Source organism: Streptomyces sp. NPDC002698 (assembly GCF_042888945.1).
Classification (GTDB): domain Bacteria; phylum Actinomycetota; class Actinomycetes; order Streptomycetales; family Streptomycetaceae; genus Streptomyces.
Genome location: NZ_JBIAQM010000001.1, coordinates 392,483 through 407,391 on the forward strand (window position 1 = coordinate 392,483; position 14,909 = coordinate 407,391).

A 14,909-nucleotide genomic window follows, 5' to 3' on the forward strand; every position below is an offset into this window, starting at 1 on the left:
GGACCGGAACCGGAGCGACCCGAACCGGAACCGGGGCGAGGCGGACCGGAATCGGGGCGAGACGGACCGGAACCGGGCAGAGGCGGACCGGAATCGGGGCGAGGCAGGCCAGAACCGGGCCGCGACAGGCCGGAACCGGGCCGCGCGATGAAGCGATCCGGAGTGGGAGTCCCCTTCACGAGCCCAGCACCGCTTCCATCACGGCCCGGGCGATCGGCCCCGCGAACCCGCCCCCGGTGATGTCCCCCCGGTCCGCGGCGGCGTCCTCGACGACGACCGCGACGGCCACCGCGGGCTCCATGGAGCCGTCGGCGCGGGCCCAGGAGATGAACCAGGCGTACGGGGTACCGGAGTTGCCGATGCCGTGCTGGGCGGTGCCGGTCTTTCCGCCGACGGTGGCGCCGGGAACGGCGGCCACGGTCCCGGTGCCCTTCTCCACCACGTCGGTCATCAGCTCGCGCATGCGCTGCGCGGTCGACGCTCTCATCGCCTGATGAAGGACGCGCGGACCGGTCGTGCTGAGCGTCGCGCCCCTGCGCGTGGTCGTCCGCTCCACCAGGTAGGGCGCTTTGACCGAACCGTCGCCCGCGACGGCCGACGCGATCATCGCCATCTGCAACGGAGTCGCCCGGGTGTCGAACTGGCCGATGGAGGAGAGCCCCAACTGTGCCCTGTCGAGCCGCAGATCGAAGTTGCTGGGCGCCACCGAGAAGGGGATGCGCAGCTTGCGGTCGTTGAAGCCGAAGTTCGCCGCCGTCCTCGTCATGTCGTCGAGCCCGATGTCCACGCCCAGCTTCGCGAAGACCGTGTTGCAGGACCAGGTGAAGGCGTACCGCAGGGAGGCGTCCTCGCAGCCCTCGATCTCGTTCGTGAGCCTCGTCGTGGTGCCGGGAAGACGGTAGGGGTCCGGTGACCTGGTGGGCGCGTCGACGTCGTCCACGACACCCGAGTCCAGCGCCGCGGCGGCGGTCAGCACCTTGAACGTCGACCCCGGTGGATACGTCTGCCGGATCGCCCGGTTGAGCATCGGCTGGTCGGCCCGGCCGTTCAGTCCGGCCCACGCCCCGGTGACGTCCGGCCCCGTCCCGGACAGCAGCGCGGGATCGTACGACGGCGTGGAGACCAGGGCCAGGATCCGCCCGGTCGACGGTTCGATCGCGGCGACCGCGCCCCGGCGGCCGCCGAGCCCCTCGTAGGCGGCCTGCTGCGCGGCCGGGTCGAGGGTGGTGACGACCCTGCCGCCGGAGCCGCGGGCCCGGGTGAGGCCGTTGAACAGGGGGAACGGGGTCAGCATCGGGTCGGTGCCGGACAGGATGCCGTCCTCGGTGCCCTCCAGCAGCGTGGCCCCGTAGAGCTGCGAGGCGAAGCCGGTGACGGCGGCGTACAACGGCCCGTCCAGGTAGGTCCGTTCGTAGCGGAACTGCTCACCGGTGTCCTTGGAGCCGGTGACCGTGCGGCCGTCGACGACGATGTCCCCGCGCGGCTGGCCGTAACGGGCGATCGCCGGACGGCGGTTGGCGGGATTGCGGTCGTACGACGGGGCCTCGACGACCTGGACGCGGGCGGCGTTGACCAGGAGGGCCACGAGCAGCACGGCGCACAGCCCGACGGCCCGGCGGATGTACTTGGTCATGGTGCCGGAGTCCCGTCGTACTGACCGCGGGCGCAGTCGCTGATCCGGATCAGCAGGGCCACGATGATCCAGTTGGTGACGACGGAGGAGCCGCCCTGGGCGAGGAACGGCATCGCCATGCCCGTCAGCGGGATCAGGCCGGTCACGCCTCCCGCGATGACGAAGACCTGGAGCGCCACGATCGAGGCGAGGCCGATCGCGAGCAGCCGGCCGAAGGGGTCGCGCAGAGCGAGGCCCGCGCGGTAGCCGCGTTCGACGAGGAGGGCGTAGAGGAGGAAGACCGCGGACAGGCCGGTCAGTCCGAGTTCCTCGCCCGCGGTGGCCAGAATGAAGTCGGACTTGGCGGCGAAGCCGATGAGGACCGAATGGCCGAGCCCCAGACCGGTGCCGAGCATGCCGCCGGCGGCGAACGAGAAGAGGGACTGGGCGAGTTGGTTGGGTCCCTGGCCCGCGGTGATCGAGGCGAAGGGGTCCAGCCAGTCCTCGACCCGGCTGTGGACGTGCGGTTCGAGGCGGCCGACGGCGAGTGCGCCGACGCAGGCGAGCAGCAGCCCGACCGCGATCCATCCGGTGCGGCCGGTGGCGACGTAGAGCAGGATCACGAACAGGCCGAAGAAGAGCAGCGAGGTTCCGAGGTCCCGCTCCAGGACCAGGACCAGGACGCTGAGCAGCCAGATCGTCACGATCGGGCCGAGTACGCGGCCGGTGGGCAGCTGGAGCCGCCGGAACCGCCAGATCTGGCGGCCGCTGTAGGCGAGCGCGTTGCGGTTGGCGGCGAGGTAGCCGGCGAAGAAGACGGCGAGCAGGACCTTCGCGAACTCGCCCGGCTGGATGGAGAATCCGGCGATCCGGATCCAGATGCGGGCGCCGTTCACCGCCGGGAAGAAGATCGGCAGGACGAGCAGGACGAGGGCGCCGACCACCGAGACGTAGGTGTAGCGCTGGAGGACACGGTGGTTGCGCAGGCAGAGCACGACGACGATGAAGAACGTGACGCCGAGCGTGGACCAGACGAGCTGGATGGGGGCCGCCTGGTCGGCCGGGGTCTCCAGGTCGAGCCGGTAGATCAGCACCAGGCCCAGGCCGTTGAGGAGGACGGCGATGGGCAGCAGCAGCGGATCGGCGTAGGGGGCCCGCAGGCGCACGGCGACATGGGCGAGGAGCGCGAGCACGCCGAGCCCGGCGCCGTAACCGGCGGCGCCGGGCGGAACGGTGCCGTGCTTGGCGAGACCGACGGCGCAGTAGCCGTACACGCAGAGCAGGACGGCGACGACGATGAGGGACAGCTCGATGCCACGGCGCCTGGGCAGGCGTTCGGCGGGAGGAGCCGGGTCAGCCGCCACGGCCGTTCCGGATGTTCCGGACATTCCGGGCTGGATCATGTCCGGAACGTAGCAAGTGGGCGACCCGATGTCCCGTTACCCGATGTCCCGTCATGCGATGACGGACCGAGGGTCCGGTCCGCCGTCGCCCCGGGTGTCAGCACCAGCGGGGGGCCGGACCGATGTTGTCGATGTAGCGAGCGGCGCCCCAGGCCCAGGTGCCGTCCGTGAGGAGGTACCAGTTCGGGTTGCCGTCGACGGTCTCGCCCGGGGTCTTGCAGAAGATGGAGACGATCTCCCCCTGCCGCGCGACCCGGATCAGCTGGCTGCCGCGTGTCGGGGAGCTGCGCAGGGCCAGCCCGCCGCGAGCGGTGACCCGGCCCTGGTACAGCTGCTGGTTGTTCTGGCCGTTGCCATTCCCATTCCCATTCCCGTTGCCGTTCGCCGGTTCGCGGCCGTCACCGCCCCCGCCGCCGCCGTTGTTCCAGTTCTGGTTTCCGCCCCCACCGCCGTTGTTCCACGCCTGGTTGCCGCCCCCGCTCCCGCCCCCGTTGTCCCAGCTGTTGCCGCCCCCGCCGCCGTTGTCCCAGCTCTGGTTGCCCCCGCCGTCACCGCCACCCCCGCCCCCGTTGTTCCACGACTGGCCGCCCCCGTCGCCACCGGCGCCCTGCTCGTGGCCGGCACCGCCTCCGCCGCCACCGTCGCCACCGGCGCTCCACTGGTGGCCGCCGGCGCCGCTGCTCCACTGCTGACTGTCACCGCTTCCGGAGCCGCCGTCGTCGTCGGCGAGGGCGGGGGCGGCACCGGCGAGGGCGACAAGGCTGCCGGCGGCGAGAGCCATACCGATTCGGGTGTATTGGGACCGCAGGGACATGGAGGGCTCCTCCAGGAAGGGGGTGAAGCTGACTTATCGCCACATTAGGATCGGGAGCCCGGGAGCGCAGTTCACACTCCGCCATCGGGGACGCCCGGCTCTCGCCGTCCGTCCTGAGGGAGCGTCAGCGTCGCCAGCGCACCGCCGTCCGGGGCGTTGGCGAACTCCAGACGCGCACCGAGGACCTCCGCCTGGCCGAGCGCGATCGTCAGACCCAGCCCGTGGCCCTTGGCGCCGCCCTCGGTACGGAAGCGTTGCGGGCCGTGCTCCACGAGGTAGCCGGGATAACCGTCCCCGTGGTCCCGGACGGTGACGACCGGGCCGTCCAGGGTCAGTACCACCGGCCTCCTGCCGTGCTTGTGGGCGTTCGCCACCAGATTCCCGAGCACCCGTTCCAGCCGCCGCCGGTCGGTTTCCACGCGTACGCCCCGCACCACCCGGACCGCGGTGTCGGTCCCCGACGCGCGCACCACCCGTTCGGCCAGCGGCACCAGCGGTTCGGAGTCCAGCTCCAGGCGCTCGCTGCGGGCGTCCAGCCGGGAGATCTCCAGCAGGTCCTCGGTGAGCGTGCGCAGCGCGGCCACCCGGTCGCGCACCAGCTCGGTCGGCCGCCCCGGCGGGAGCAGTTCGGCCGCCGCGTGCAGCCCGGTCAGCGGAGTACGCAGCTCGTGCGCCACGTCCGCCGTGAACCGCTGCTCGCTCAGCAGTTTGCCCTGCAACGACGAAGCCATCGTGTCGAGCGCGCCGGCGACCGCGGCCACCTCGTCCTGCGGGCGGGACGGATCCCGGGCGCGCGGGTCGTCGACGCGCGCGTCCAGGTCACCCGCGCTGATCCGCCGAGCCACCCGCGCCGTCGCGTGCAGCCGGCGCGTCACCCGGGTCACCGCGAACACCCCCACCAGCAGCGTCACGCCGATCGCCAGGGCCGACGACCACACGATCGCCCGGTCCAGGGCGTCGATGGCGTGCGCGCCCTGGGCGTAGTCGAACCGGACGGCCAGCGCGCGCCCGCCGCCCGCGGGCCCGGCCGCCCACATCGTGGGGTGCGTGTCGTGCTCGCCGACCATCGTGCCCCGCTTCCCGTCCGCCGCCAGCTCCCGCAGCCGCGCGGGCAGTGCGGGAGGGTCGACGCCCGCGTCCGGCGGCAGCCGGTCGCCCGCCTCGTAGGCCGCCGTGACGTCGGCGAGCCGGTCGAGCGCGCGCTCGCGGGCCTCGCCGACGGTCTGGTCGGTCACCGAGACATGCACGAGGACGCCGAGGAGGGCGACGAGACAGCAGCACATCACCGCGATGAACGCGGCCGCCTTCCAGGTGAGACCGGCGGTCCATCGCGGCAGGCGCAGCGACCGTCTCATGGGGTGCTCGCGGCGGGGGAGGGCGCAGGGTGGACCGCGGGGGAACCCTGCCGTGCGGGGGGAGAGGCCTGTCGTGGGGGTGCGGAGGGGGACCGCGCCGGGGCGGATGATGCCGTCGGTGCCGGCGGTCCGACCCGCAGGATCTCGTCGCGGGCCGCCAGCATCGCGTTCTGGTGCGGGTCCCAGGACCAGACCGTACGGAACTCGTAGCCGGGCAGCGTCGAGGGCGAGCGGATGATCACGTCGCGGCCCGCCAGTTCCACGCTCACCACGCTGTCCGCGGTCCCCATGACCTGCACCAGCCGGTGGCCGAGGAAGGTGTACACGCGTACCGCCAGTTGGTGGGCGGGGAACCGGATGCCGAGCACCATGTCGGCCTTCCCGTCGCCGGTGAGGTCGCGGTAGTACGCCCGCAGGACCGGGCACCTGCGGCCGCGCGAGCCCGGCTGCCCGCAGTTCTCGAGCAGCCGCGCGGTCTCGGCGTACGCCGCGTGGGGCCCGGTGTACTCGTCCGGATGGGCCGCGACCTCGGCGCGTACGACCGTGACGGGATCCAGGGCGTGGATGTCGTCGCCGGGAGCCGTGACGCCCCTGACCGTCTCGGTGTCCGCCTCGCCGTAGTCGATCGCGGGCGTCGCGGCGGGCGGCAGTTGCGGCCACAGCCGGGTCGGGCCGACCGCGGTGGGGGTCGCGCCCGCGCCGCGCAGATCCCCGGAGTCGCCGCAGCCCGCCAGGGCCGTCGCCAGTACGGCGGCGACCGCGGCCCCGAGGAGGACGCGACCGGGCCCGCCGGTCTCCCCGGCCCCTCCGGTACGACGGGTTCCTCGGGGCCGGGGCCGGTGCCCTCGCGCGAGGCGGCTGGGGATCACTGCGCTCCCGTGTCCGGGCCGCCCCGTCCGCGGGCGCTGCCGCGCCGCTACCGCACGAGACGGGCGAAGAAGTAGAGGTCGTCCAGGGGGCGACCGCCGAGGACGGGCGCGCCCGGGGCGGCCGGGCACGACACCGGACGACCGGCCACCCCGTACCTCTTATTCACGCAGAGTTCCCTTCTGTTCGCACCGCATGGATGATCACGACTCCGAGATCCCTCTCCTCACCGCGGGAGAGCCTGCCCCCTGGTGACTACTCCGCGAGTTCCTCGAGGAGACGTGCCGTGGGGAGCCCGGCCCGCAGGTACTCCACGAACAGTTCGTTGTGCAGCGCCCAGGGCGAGCGCCGGGCCCGGATCAGCCGTATCGCGTCGTCGGCGGTGTACCCCGCGAGGACGAGCGCGTGCGCGACGACCAGCCCCGAGCGGTTGTACCCGTGATGGCAGCGGACGAGCACCCGGCGCCCGTCCTCCAGCGCGTCGTCGACGGCCCGCGCGAGCCGCATGACCCCGGTGAGCTGTGTACCGTCCAGCGGCCCGTCCGGTATCGGCCACACGTGATGCTCGACCCCCGGGTCGGGCCCGTGCCCCGGCTGCCGCAGCAGCGTCAGCACCAGGTCGAACTCGTCGTTCACGACGACGGATTGCGGCTGTCCCGAACGTCCCGTGAACTCGTGGCCGCCCATCCACAGGCCGGGCACGATCTCACTCCACGGGCTGTCCGGGGACGGAACATCCGGATACCTTCTGCGAGTTCGCAACGGCGCCTCCCACCCAACTGCCCCAACTCCTGCCAAAGGTAACCGGGTTCTTGCCCCTGGAGCACCCCGCCTGTTCCCATGGCCATGGGGTGATGGGCATGAACGGACTGCGCGTCGTACCGGCCCGGCGCCACGGACAGGAGCGCCTGTACGTGTGCCTGACCGACGGGAGGAGCGTCGCCTGGTACGACCGTGACACGGCCAGGGTCAATCTGCTCAGCGAGGACCGGCGCGAGGACGTGCTCGGCGTTCTGCGCCCGTTCCTGACCGGCCCGGTGACGGTCGGACCACCGCCCGTGCCGACCTCGGCCGAGCTGGCCCGCCTGACCCTCCACCCGGACGACGACCTCGCGCCCAACCGGCCGGGCGAGGCCCTGCTGATCGACCTCGACCGGGACCCCGGCCCGGCGAACCGGCTGCGCCCCGACCCACGCCGCCGCGCGCTGGCCGCCGAGCAGACCGTCGGCGCGGCCCTCGACCGGCTGGAGGGAGGGGGCCTGTACGTCCTGCACTCGGTTCCGCTCCCTGGCGGCGACCGCATCCATCACCTGCTGATCGGCCCCGCCGGCCTCTTCTCCTTGCATACCCTGCACGCCCACAGGCAGCGCGTCCTGATCACCGACCCGATGGTCACCGTGGGCCGCCGCGCATCACGTCCGCTGCTCCGCCGGATCCGGGCCGACGCCGACCGCGCGTCCCACGCCCTGACCGCCGAGGTCCACGCCGTCCTCGCCGTGGTCGGCCCCGCGCGCCTGGACACGCCGACGCCTCCGCGCGAGGTCCGTGTCCTGCGGGACACCGGCATCGCGGACCTCGGCCGACTCGGCGGGGTGCTCAAACCGGCGGACGTGGAGGCCCTGCACGCGATGGCCCGGGACCGGCGTACGTGGCTGCGGGTGTGAACCGGGAGCGGGGTTGTCGGACCGGGGTGCTGATCCGCGCTCGGCGCCTGGTACGTGGTGCGTGGTGCTCGGCGTGCGGCGTCGGGCGTGCGGCGTCGGGCATGCGGCGTCGGGCTGGGCGCCGCGTCGGGTGGGCGGCGCCCAGCCCTTCGCGCCCGCCGTACTCCGCACCTGAACCCGCACCCGCACCCGGAGCCTCCCACACCCCTCTCCTAGCGCCTTCCACCCTTCTCCTGGCGCCTTCCACCGCCCTCCTAGCGCCCCACACCCCTCTCTGTGTGCCTCTCGCCTTGCGCCCCAGCCCTCACGGCAGCTGCCCGCACGCCCCAGCGTTCATGGCAGCCACCCGGCACGCTTCAGCCCTCATGGCAGCCGCCCGCACGCCCCAGCGTTCATGGCAGCCACCCGGCACGCTTCAGCCCTCATGGCAGCCGCCCGGCGCGATCCGGGGCGAACAGCGGGGCCAGGAGATCGCCGAAGTCCTGTACACGGGGCGGTATGTCCGTTGCCTGGAAGGCGAGTTGAGCCGACGACCCGCATTCCTCGACCTCCTCCCAGGTCACGGGTGCGGACACCGTCGGCTCCGCCCGGGCCCGTAGCGTGTAGGGAGTTGCGGTCGTCTTGCGGCTAGCGTTCTGACTCCAGTCGACGAACACTTTTCCCGGACGCAGGTTCCGTGTCATCCGGTGCACGACCCGCCGGGGCAGCGCCTTCTCCGCCTCCACGGCCAGCTCCTTCGCGTACGCGCTGACGTCGACGGACGGCGTCGGCGCGACGGAGGCCAGCAGATGGAGCCCCTTCGACCCGGACGACTTCGCGTACGCCTCGATCCCGTCGGCGGCCAGCCGCTCGCGCAGCCATAGCGCCACCTCGCAGCACGCCACGACCGTGGCGGGCGCGCCCGGATCGAGGTCGAAGACGATCCGGTCGGCGATCCCGGGCGCGCCGATCGTCCACTGCGGCGTGTGGAACTCCGTCACGAGGTTCGCCGCCCACATGAGCGAGGCCAGATTCTGGATGAGGATCATGCGCGCGGGCCCCTCCGCGCGCGGCACCTCGGCCGTGGTGATCCAGGCGGGTGTACCCGGCGGAACGTTCTTGGTGAAGAACACCTGCCCGTCGGGTCCGTCGGGATAGCGCAGGAAGGAGACCGGCCGGTCCCGCAGATGGGGGAGGAGCACCTCCGCCACCGTGGCGTAGTAGTGCAGAACCTCGCCCTTGGTGAATCCGGTGGCCGGGTGGAGGACCTTGTCGAGATTGGTGAGCGCGAGCCTCCTGCCCTCCGCCTCCGCGATCGGCGCCATACGATGACAATCCCATGAAACAGGCACAAACCTTGCTCAAAGTGACCTGAAGGGTGCTGAACGTGCGATCCATCTGAAACGGCGCCATTTCCTTCGGCCTGGTGAGCATCCCCATCAAGGTCATGAACGCCACCGAGAGCCACGCGATCTCCTTCCGCCAGATCCACCTCGACGACGGCGGCCGCATCCGCTACCGCAAGGTGTGCGAGCTGGAGGGCAGCGAGGTCTCGACCGCGGAGATCGGCAAGGCCTACGAGGACGTGGACGGAACCCTGATCCCGATCACGGACGAGGACCTGGCCTCGCTGCCCATCCCGACCACCCGGACGATCGAGATCGTGGCCTTCGTCCCCGCGGACCGCATCGACCCGCTCCAGATGGACACGGCGTACTACCTGGCCGCGAACGGCGTCCCCGCCGCCAAGCCGTACATCCTGCTGCGCGAGACCCTCAAACGCAGCCAGAAGGTCGCCGTGGCGAAGTTCGCGCTGCGCGGGCGGGAGCGGCTCGGCATGCTGCGCGTCGTCGACGACGTCATCGCCATGCACGGCCTGCTCTGGCCGGACGAGATCCGCGCCACCGACGAGGTCGCCCCGGACACGGCCATCACGGTCCGCGACAAGGAACTCGACCTGGCCGACGCCCTGATGGACACCCTCGGCGAGGTCGACCTGGAAGACCTGCACGACGACTACCGCGAGGCCGTGGAGGAACTCGTCACCGCCAAGGCCGAGGGCCACGAAGCGCCTGCCGCCCCGTCCGGGGAGGAGGCCGGCGGCAAGGTGCTCGACCTGATGGCGGCCCTGGAGAAGAGCGTGCGCGCGGCCAGGGGGTCGCGGGGCGACGAGTCCGAGAAGATCACCGGGACCGGTGAGGACGCCGAGGTCACCGAGCTGCCGAGCGGCAGGACACGGGCCCGCGGGTCGGCCCGTACGGCACCCAAGGAGGTCGGCGGAAAGAAGTCGACGTCGACGGCGAAGAAGACCACGCCGAGAAAGTCGAAGGCGGGAAAGAAGCCCACGGCGGGAAAGCGGACATCGGAGAACCGGACGACGGAAAGCCGGACGACGAAGACGAAGTCGGCCGCCGGGACGGCCGCCTCCTCCCGGACGGCGGCCAAGAAGACCGCCACGAAGAAGACCGCCACGAAGAAGTCGACCCCACGCAAACGGGCGACGGCGTGAGGACAAGCGGTGACCCCTCACCACGTTCGGAGGGGCCTCTGACCACGTTCGGAGGGACCTCGAAGCCGACCGCTACCACCCCGGCAGATGTACGAGCACGCCGCACCCGAGCAGAAGCGAGGCGACCTGGTCGATCGCCCAGGAAAGGCAGTAGCTGAGCGTCCGGTGATTACGGACTTCCAGCAGCCGGGGGAAGCCCTCGTTCGGGTGCTCCAAGTCGTACGTGTCGGTCCAGTGCACCGAAACGACCATCAGGCTCAGCGCTCCGGACAGGCCACTCGCGACGAGGGCCGCGACCAGAAGGACCGTCGAACCGGCACCGCCGGGTGCAGTCGAGTGGGTTGTGCAGCCCGCTGCTCTACCGCAAACGGACCGTTCAGGGGCGTCCGCGACCTGGCGCAGGCGCTTCGAACGCTGTTGTCGTCTGGTCCGGTGCCAGCTTGAATGATCCCGAAGACGGCAACAGCCGGGGAAGAGGGAGGCCGTTGCGCATGGGCCTGCGTAGTTGGCGTGAACGGAAAATCCGGGATCTTGAAGAGTCGTTGACGATCCGAGGTGAAGGCTGGGCGCTGAGGACAGCGGGGCCTCCCAATGTCAACAACGGGCAGGCTGTATCAGTGGCCACCACGGTGAACACCGGAGCTACACGGGCCAGGTTCTCCGTGCAGGTGCACGTCGTTGCAGAGGGAAGACGCATCGGAACTCTCTACGCCACCAGCAGTGCTTTGCCGGCGGGGCAGGAAGAGATGCTGCAGTTCGTCGGATCGGTCATTCCTGGATTTAGACGCCATACGGCAGAATTTGAGGTCACCCGGATTCCGTGCTGATCGAGGTGAGCAAGCCGGCGCCTGCCCTCCTGCTGATGACTCGCTCGGCTTTGTTTGTTGCCCTTTGGGGGCTTGCAACCTCTTCTGCCCAGGTCTGATCCACGGTCGCGCCTATCTCTGCGGTGGGTCTCTCGCATGTCGGAGGTGTGTCGCGTGTATCGCAGATAGTGCGCGAACAGTGAGGGAACGAGAAAGAGCGGGAGTCAGTGAGACTGACTCCCGCTCTCGCATCTAGGCATCCGCCCAGCTCAGCGGGTGTTCTGGCTGGCTGTGTGGCGAGTGCCCCCGGCAGGATTCGAACCTGCGCACACGGCTCCGGAGGCCCTATGCCACTTACGGATCCTTGCTGGTCAGGTGAGTGTGACTGCTGTTTCGGCTTACGCCAGTCCACGCATAGTCCACAGCGCCTGCCTTGCTCGAGTCTGGTGGGGCGACATCGGTCGCCCCACCAAGTCACCCTGTAAGCCGTCGGGCGTGCGTTGGGTCAGTCCTCATCGTCTACTGCGTCAGGCTCCTCAGGGATCTCGCCTGCCTCACCAATTTCCGGTTCGACGTCGAGAACCTGACCTCCGCGATAGTACCGCCATGCGCTCGGATAGTTGCGCCGATTGTCGGGATACATGATGGCCCGGCCCGGAAGTACGGTGATCTGCCACTCTTCCGGCAAGTTAATTGCTATAAGCTCGAACAATTGGGCAATCGTCAGATCCGTTTCGGGGACCTGTATCTCTTTCTTGTAAGCGGTTCCCATCTTCTTCTTCTCGTAGCGGAAGGTGTAGGGAGCCTCCTTGCTTACGTGGGCCAACAGCTTGGCGAGCGTAGTCGCCCCCGGCTTGATTCTGGGAATCGTCCGACCCAAGTCGATGCGAAAAAGTGCATCAAAGTGATTCTCCTTGACGACGGTCTCGTCCCGGCGCTTACCCGGATCGTTATTGCCGAAGCCGTTGTTGTTCCAAGGGATTTCCCCTCGTTTCTTGTAATTCTTGATCAGCAGTTTTTCGGGTGCGAGTGCCGAGAAGTCTTCGGCCACGTAGAGGCAGGTGAAAGTCATCTCGGAAAGAGAGATGCCCTGGCGACCCGACACCTTCCGCAGGTGCTTAAGGATCCGCGTCGGTAGTGATTTATCCGCCTTGCCGACATAGACGAACTTGTCATTTCGATACAACTGGTAGACGCCGGGGCGATCTTCCAGTTCGTCCAAGTTGGGCTCTGTCAATGGTGCAGGGGACAGATCGTCCAGAGCGTCAGCTAGTTGATCGCCGAGCGCCTGCGTGATGCTGAGTCTGAAGTCACCATGATTCGTGACCTGCCCGCGGTGCCCCGCCGTGTCCGGCATCCCCGTCTCCCCTCCTGGCCAGATGATCAAGGGCACTCTAGGGCGCGACAAGGGCCGTTGCGAGCTCGTTCGGAGGAACGCTCCTCAGGATCGGCGACTCCGCGGTATGGTTCGCCCATGGTTGACCTGCCAGGAGACGTGAAGAAGCCCCGCACCAGCGTTGAACTGTTTGCAGGTGGGGGCGGCCTCGCCATGGCGGTGCACCGCGCTGGCTTCCGCCCTCTCCTGTTGAACGAGTTCAACGCGCGGGCGTGCGAGACCCTCGAGGCTAACGCGAATAGGACGCTCGGGGTTGACGGGGTCAAGCGTACGGAGTCGTTCAGTCCCGTACCGCCGGCCGTGGGTGAGCCTGCGCCCCTCTTCCCGTTGGACGTCAGTCAACTGGACCTGAGCGCCTTCCAGGGGCAGGTGGATGTGTTGGCCGGCGGGCCGCCATGCCAGCCCTTCAGTGCTGGAGGCGTGGCGAAGGGGGATGAGGACAAGCGAAACATGTTCCCCGCCATGTTCAAGGCCATTCGTGAGATGCGTCCGAAGGCTGTTATTTGCGAGAACGTGCGGGGTCTTCTGAGGCCTTCCTTCCTGGACTACTTCACTTATATTCAGCGCGAACTTGCCTTGCCGTTTGAGTCCCGTGGATCCAAGGACCTGTGGCAGGATCACAACCGTAAGTTGGAAGGTATTCTGGGCGACACAGTCGATCTTGCCGACGAAGATGATAATGCGGAGCACTACCGAGTCAAGGTGTTCCCTGTGAACGCGGCCGATTTCGGTGTGCCCCAGGTGCGTAATCGGGTCGTGATGGTTGCCTTCCGGGCTGATCTTCCCGTCGATGTTGAGAAATTTTACGAGATTTACTCTGCGCGAAAGCACTCCGAAGAAGCTCTCTACCTGTCGCTGCTCGACGATAACAGCGAGTACTGGACGCGGCATGGCCACGTCGAGCCGCACGTACGGGAGCGAGTTCGGGCGCGTATTCCGAAGGGTGTTCAGCCCAAGTTGGGAGAAGAGGATCTTCCTCCCTGGCGAACCCTTCGAGACGCAATTCAGGGATACGGTACTGGTGAAAGGTTGCCAGCGCTTCCGAACGTCAACCTCGAGGCGTTGGATAAGAAGACCAATCAGGCCGACCATCTTGGGGTTTCTGATCATGTCGGCTGGCCTGATGCGCGGATCTACAAGGGGCATACCCCTAACGAACTAGACCGTCCGGCAAAGACTGTTAAAGCCGGAGTGCACGGAGTTCCTGGCGGCGAATCCGTAGTCCTTCTCGATGACTTGGCACCCGGCTCTGTTCCTGGGGATGGTGCGACCTATCAGCATCGCTACATGACCGTCAGGGAGACCGCACGAGTCATGACGTTCCCTGATGACTGGGAAGGCAGTGGGCCGCGGGGTGAGAAAATGCGCCAGCTCGGAAACGCCGTACCAGTACTACTTGGCGAGCACTTTGCGCGGGCGGTAGCAGATACCCTCGATGATGCAGGGCAGTGACCCTTCTATGGATTCGGCAGGTCGGCACTGGAAGGAAGAGGTCCCGCCCGAGCATGCGTATAAGCGGCGGGCTGGAGCCGCAGCGCCTACTGCCGAGCAGGACAAGGCTGCTGGTGGCAGGAACCGCCGCTGGGTGGCGCTCGATGATAATCGTTATGCCCGAGCCTCTATCAGTTTGCGTCTCTATCGCCGGACGAGAAGAATCCGTGCATACTTGCGCTGGTCAAAAGACGGAGAGACGCAGGAGCGGTACGTCTGCGAGGTCGCACATGATTGGCGCGGAGCCAACCTAGCGGAAGCATGGCGATGCGCGTGGGAGCAAGGGTTCCTAGTTGAAAAACCCCTCCCGGAAAATTCAAAGGCCTCCTCTGTCGCGGTGCGCGCCAACATGCAAGCCAACCGTGCTCGTGACACCGGTCCCGAGCTAGCGCTGCGTTCTCTCCTTCACGCTTCGGGACTGCGGTACCGCGTAGACGCACGCCCTATCCCGGAGATTCGCCGGCGTGCAGACGTGGTTTTTCCTAGGGAGCGCGTTGCAGTTTTCGTAGACGGCTGCTTCTGGCATGGGTGCCCCAAGCACAGTCGCCCGGCAAAGAAGAACGCAGATTTCTGGTCGACTAAAATTAAAGGCAATGTGGAGCGCGACACAGAGACAAACGAGCTCCTTCTTTCTGCTGGCTGGACGGTGCTTCGTGTGTGGGAGCACGATGACCCCAGCACGGCTGCAGAAAATGTGGCGATTGCTGTAGCGAAGGCGCGGCTGGGTCTTGTGGGCTTGTAAAATCTAGCTGAGCTGTTTTGTCTGACCCGGCGAACCCGCAGGCCGTCCTCAACTGTCCTACCGTTTGCTGCCGTCCCGCACGCTGCTTGACTCCGCCTCAGTCGACAGCCGATGGAGTGGGCGCATGACGCGTCGTCGGGCGGAGGGGCCTGCCGAGAAGCTCTTTCCCACAGACAAACTGACGTAAGTCGTGGGCAACAAGAGCTCCCCGGCACGCTGTCGGCAGCAGCCTTTGGAAGCGGCCGCCGTGCCTGAATTCGTCTGGAACGGC

General features: G+C 68.5%; 14 protein-coding genes. 5 read left to right on the top strand and 9 right to left on the bottom strand.

Going from position 1 to position 14,909, the window contains the following annotated elements:
• Positions 1–175: 175 nt before the first annotated feature.
• From ACFYW9_RS01730 to ACFYW9_RS01755, 6 genes are all read right to left on the bottom strand, one after another.
• The gene (locus ACFYW9_RS01730; protein ID WP_389143242.1) at positions 176–1,633 is read right to left on the bottom strand and encodes a penicillin-binding transpeptidase domain-containing protein; all 1,458 of its coding nucleotides are present in this window, start codon (positions 1,631–1,633) and stop codon (positions 176–178) included.
• A complete protein-coding gene (locus ACFYW9_RS01735; protein WP_389143245.1) occupies positions 1,630–3,015 on the bottom strand; it encodes an FtsW/RodA/SpoVE family cell cycle protein in 1,386 nt (461 codons plus the stop codon). The genes ACFYW9_RS01730 and ACFYW9_RS01735 overlap by 4 nt, the downstream gene beginning before the upstream one ends.
• Before the next feature lie 97 nt (positions 3,016–3,112).
• On the bottom strand, positions 3,113–3,829 hold the full coding sequence (locus tag ACFYW9_RS01740; RefSeq protein WP_389143248.1) for an SH3 domain-containing protein: 717 nt from the start codon (positions 3,827–3,829) through the stop codon (positions 3,113–3,115).
• Between the two features lie 71 nt (positions 3,830–3,900).
• A complete protein-coding gene (locus tag ACFYW9_RS01745) occupies positions 3,901–5,184 on the bottom strand; it encodes an ATP-binding protein (protein ID WP_389143251.1) in 1,284 nt (427 codons plus the stop codon).
• A complete protein-coding gene (locus tag ACFYW9_RS01750; RefSeq protein ID WP_389143254.1) occupies positions 5,181–6,053 on the bottom strand; it encodes a hypothetical protein in 873 nt (290 codons plus the stop codon). The genes ACFYW9_RS01745 and ACFYW9_RS01750 overlap by 4 nt, the downstream gene beginning before the upstream one ends.
• Before the next feature lie 253 nt (positions 6,054–6,306).
• Positions 6,307–6,813: a dual specificity protein phosphatase gene (locus ACFYW9_RS01755; protein WP_351859369.1), complete on the bottom strand. Its 507-nt coding sequence runs from the start codon at positions 6,811–6,813 to the stop codon at positions 6,307–6,309.
• A 98-nt stretch (positions 6,814–6,911) separates the two neighbouring features.
• Here ACFYW9_RS01755 and ACFYW9_RS01760 point away from each other — a divergent pair, with 98 nt between their 5' ends.
• Positions 6,912–7,715 carry an NERD domain-containing protein gene (locus ACFYW9_RS01760; RefSeq protein ID WP_389143258.1) on the top strand — a complete coding sequence of 268 codons (804 nt, stop codon included), beginning with the start codon at positions 6,912–6,914 and terminating at the stop codon, positions 7,713–7,715.
• Positions 7,716–8,137: 422 nt separating this feature from the next.
• On the opposite strand, the gene ligD is transcribed toward ACFYW9_RS01760, so the two are convergent.
• Positions 8,138–9,019 (bottom strand): non-homologous end-joining DNA ligase, encoded by an 882-nt coding sequence (gene ligD / locus ACFYW9_RS01765; protein ID WP_389143260.1) that lies wholly within the window; start codon positions 9,017–9,019, stop codon positions 8,138–8,140.
• Positions 9,020–9,141: 122 nt separating this feature from the next.
• Here ligD and ACFYW9_RS01770 point away from each other — a divergent pair, with 122 nt between their 5' ends.
• Complete coding sequence (locus tag ACFYW9_RS01770; protein WP_389143586.1) at positions 9,142–10,203, top strand: Ku protein; 1,062 nt, start codon at positions 9,142–9,144, stop codon at positions 10,201–10,203.
• 72 nt (positions 10,204–10,275) lie between these two features.
• Here the strand turns inward: ACFYW9_RS01770 and ACFYW9_RS01775 are convergent, their stop codons facing one another.
• A complete protein-coding gene (locus ACFYW9_RS01775) occupies positions 10,276–10,443 on the bottom strand; it encodes a hypothetical protein (protein ID WP_389143262.1) in 168 nt (55 codons plus the stop codon).
• Between the two features lie 251 nt (positions 10,444–10,694).
• On the opposite strand from ACFYW9_RS01775, the gene ACFYW9_RS01780 reads away from it, so the two are divergent.
• Positions 10,695–11,030, top strand: coding sequence for a hypothetical protein (locus tag ACFYW9_RS01780; protein ID WP_389143264.1), 336 nt, complete (start codon positions 10,695–10,697; stop codon positions 11,028–11,030).
• Between the two features lie 484 nt (positions 11,031–11,514).
• Here ACFYW9_RS01780 and ACFYW9_RS01785 read toward each other — a convergent pair whose 3' ends face one another.
• On the bottom strand, positions 11,515–12,366 hold the full coding sequence (locus tag ACFYW9_RS01785) for a GIY-YIG nuclease family protein (protein ID WP_389143266.1): 852 nt from the start codon (positions 12,364–12,366) through the stop codon (positions 11,515–11,517).
• A 117-nt stretch (positions 12,367–12,483) separates the two neighbouring features.
• On the opposite strand from ACFYW9_RS01785, the gene ACFYW9_RS01790 reads away from it, so the two are divergent.
• Both ACFYW9_RS01790 and ACFYW9_RS01795 read left to right on the top strand, forming a co-directional pair.
• Positions 12,484–13,857: a DNA cytosine methyltransferase gene (locus ACFYW9_RS01790; protein WP_389143269.1), complete on the top strand. Its 1,374-nt coding sequence runs from the start codon at positions 12,484–12,486 to the stop codon at positions 13,855–13,857.
• Positions 13,858–13,864: 7 nt separating this feature from the next.
• On the top strand, positions 13,865–14,638 hold the full coding sequence (locus ACFYW9_RS01795) for a very short patch repair endonuclease (protein ID WP_389143589.1): 774 nt from the start codon (positions 13,865–13,867) through the stop codon (positions 14,636–14,638).
• The last annotated feature ends 271 nt before the right edge of the window (positions 14,639–14,909 follow it).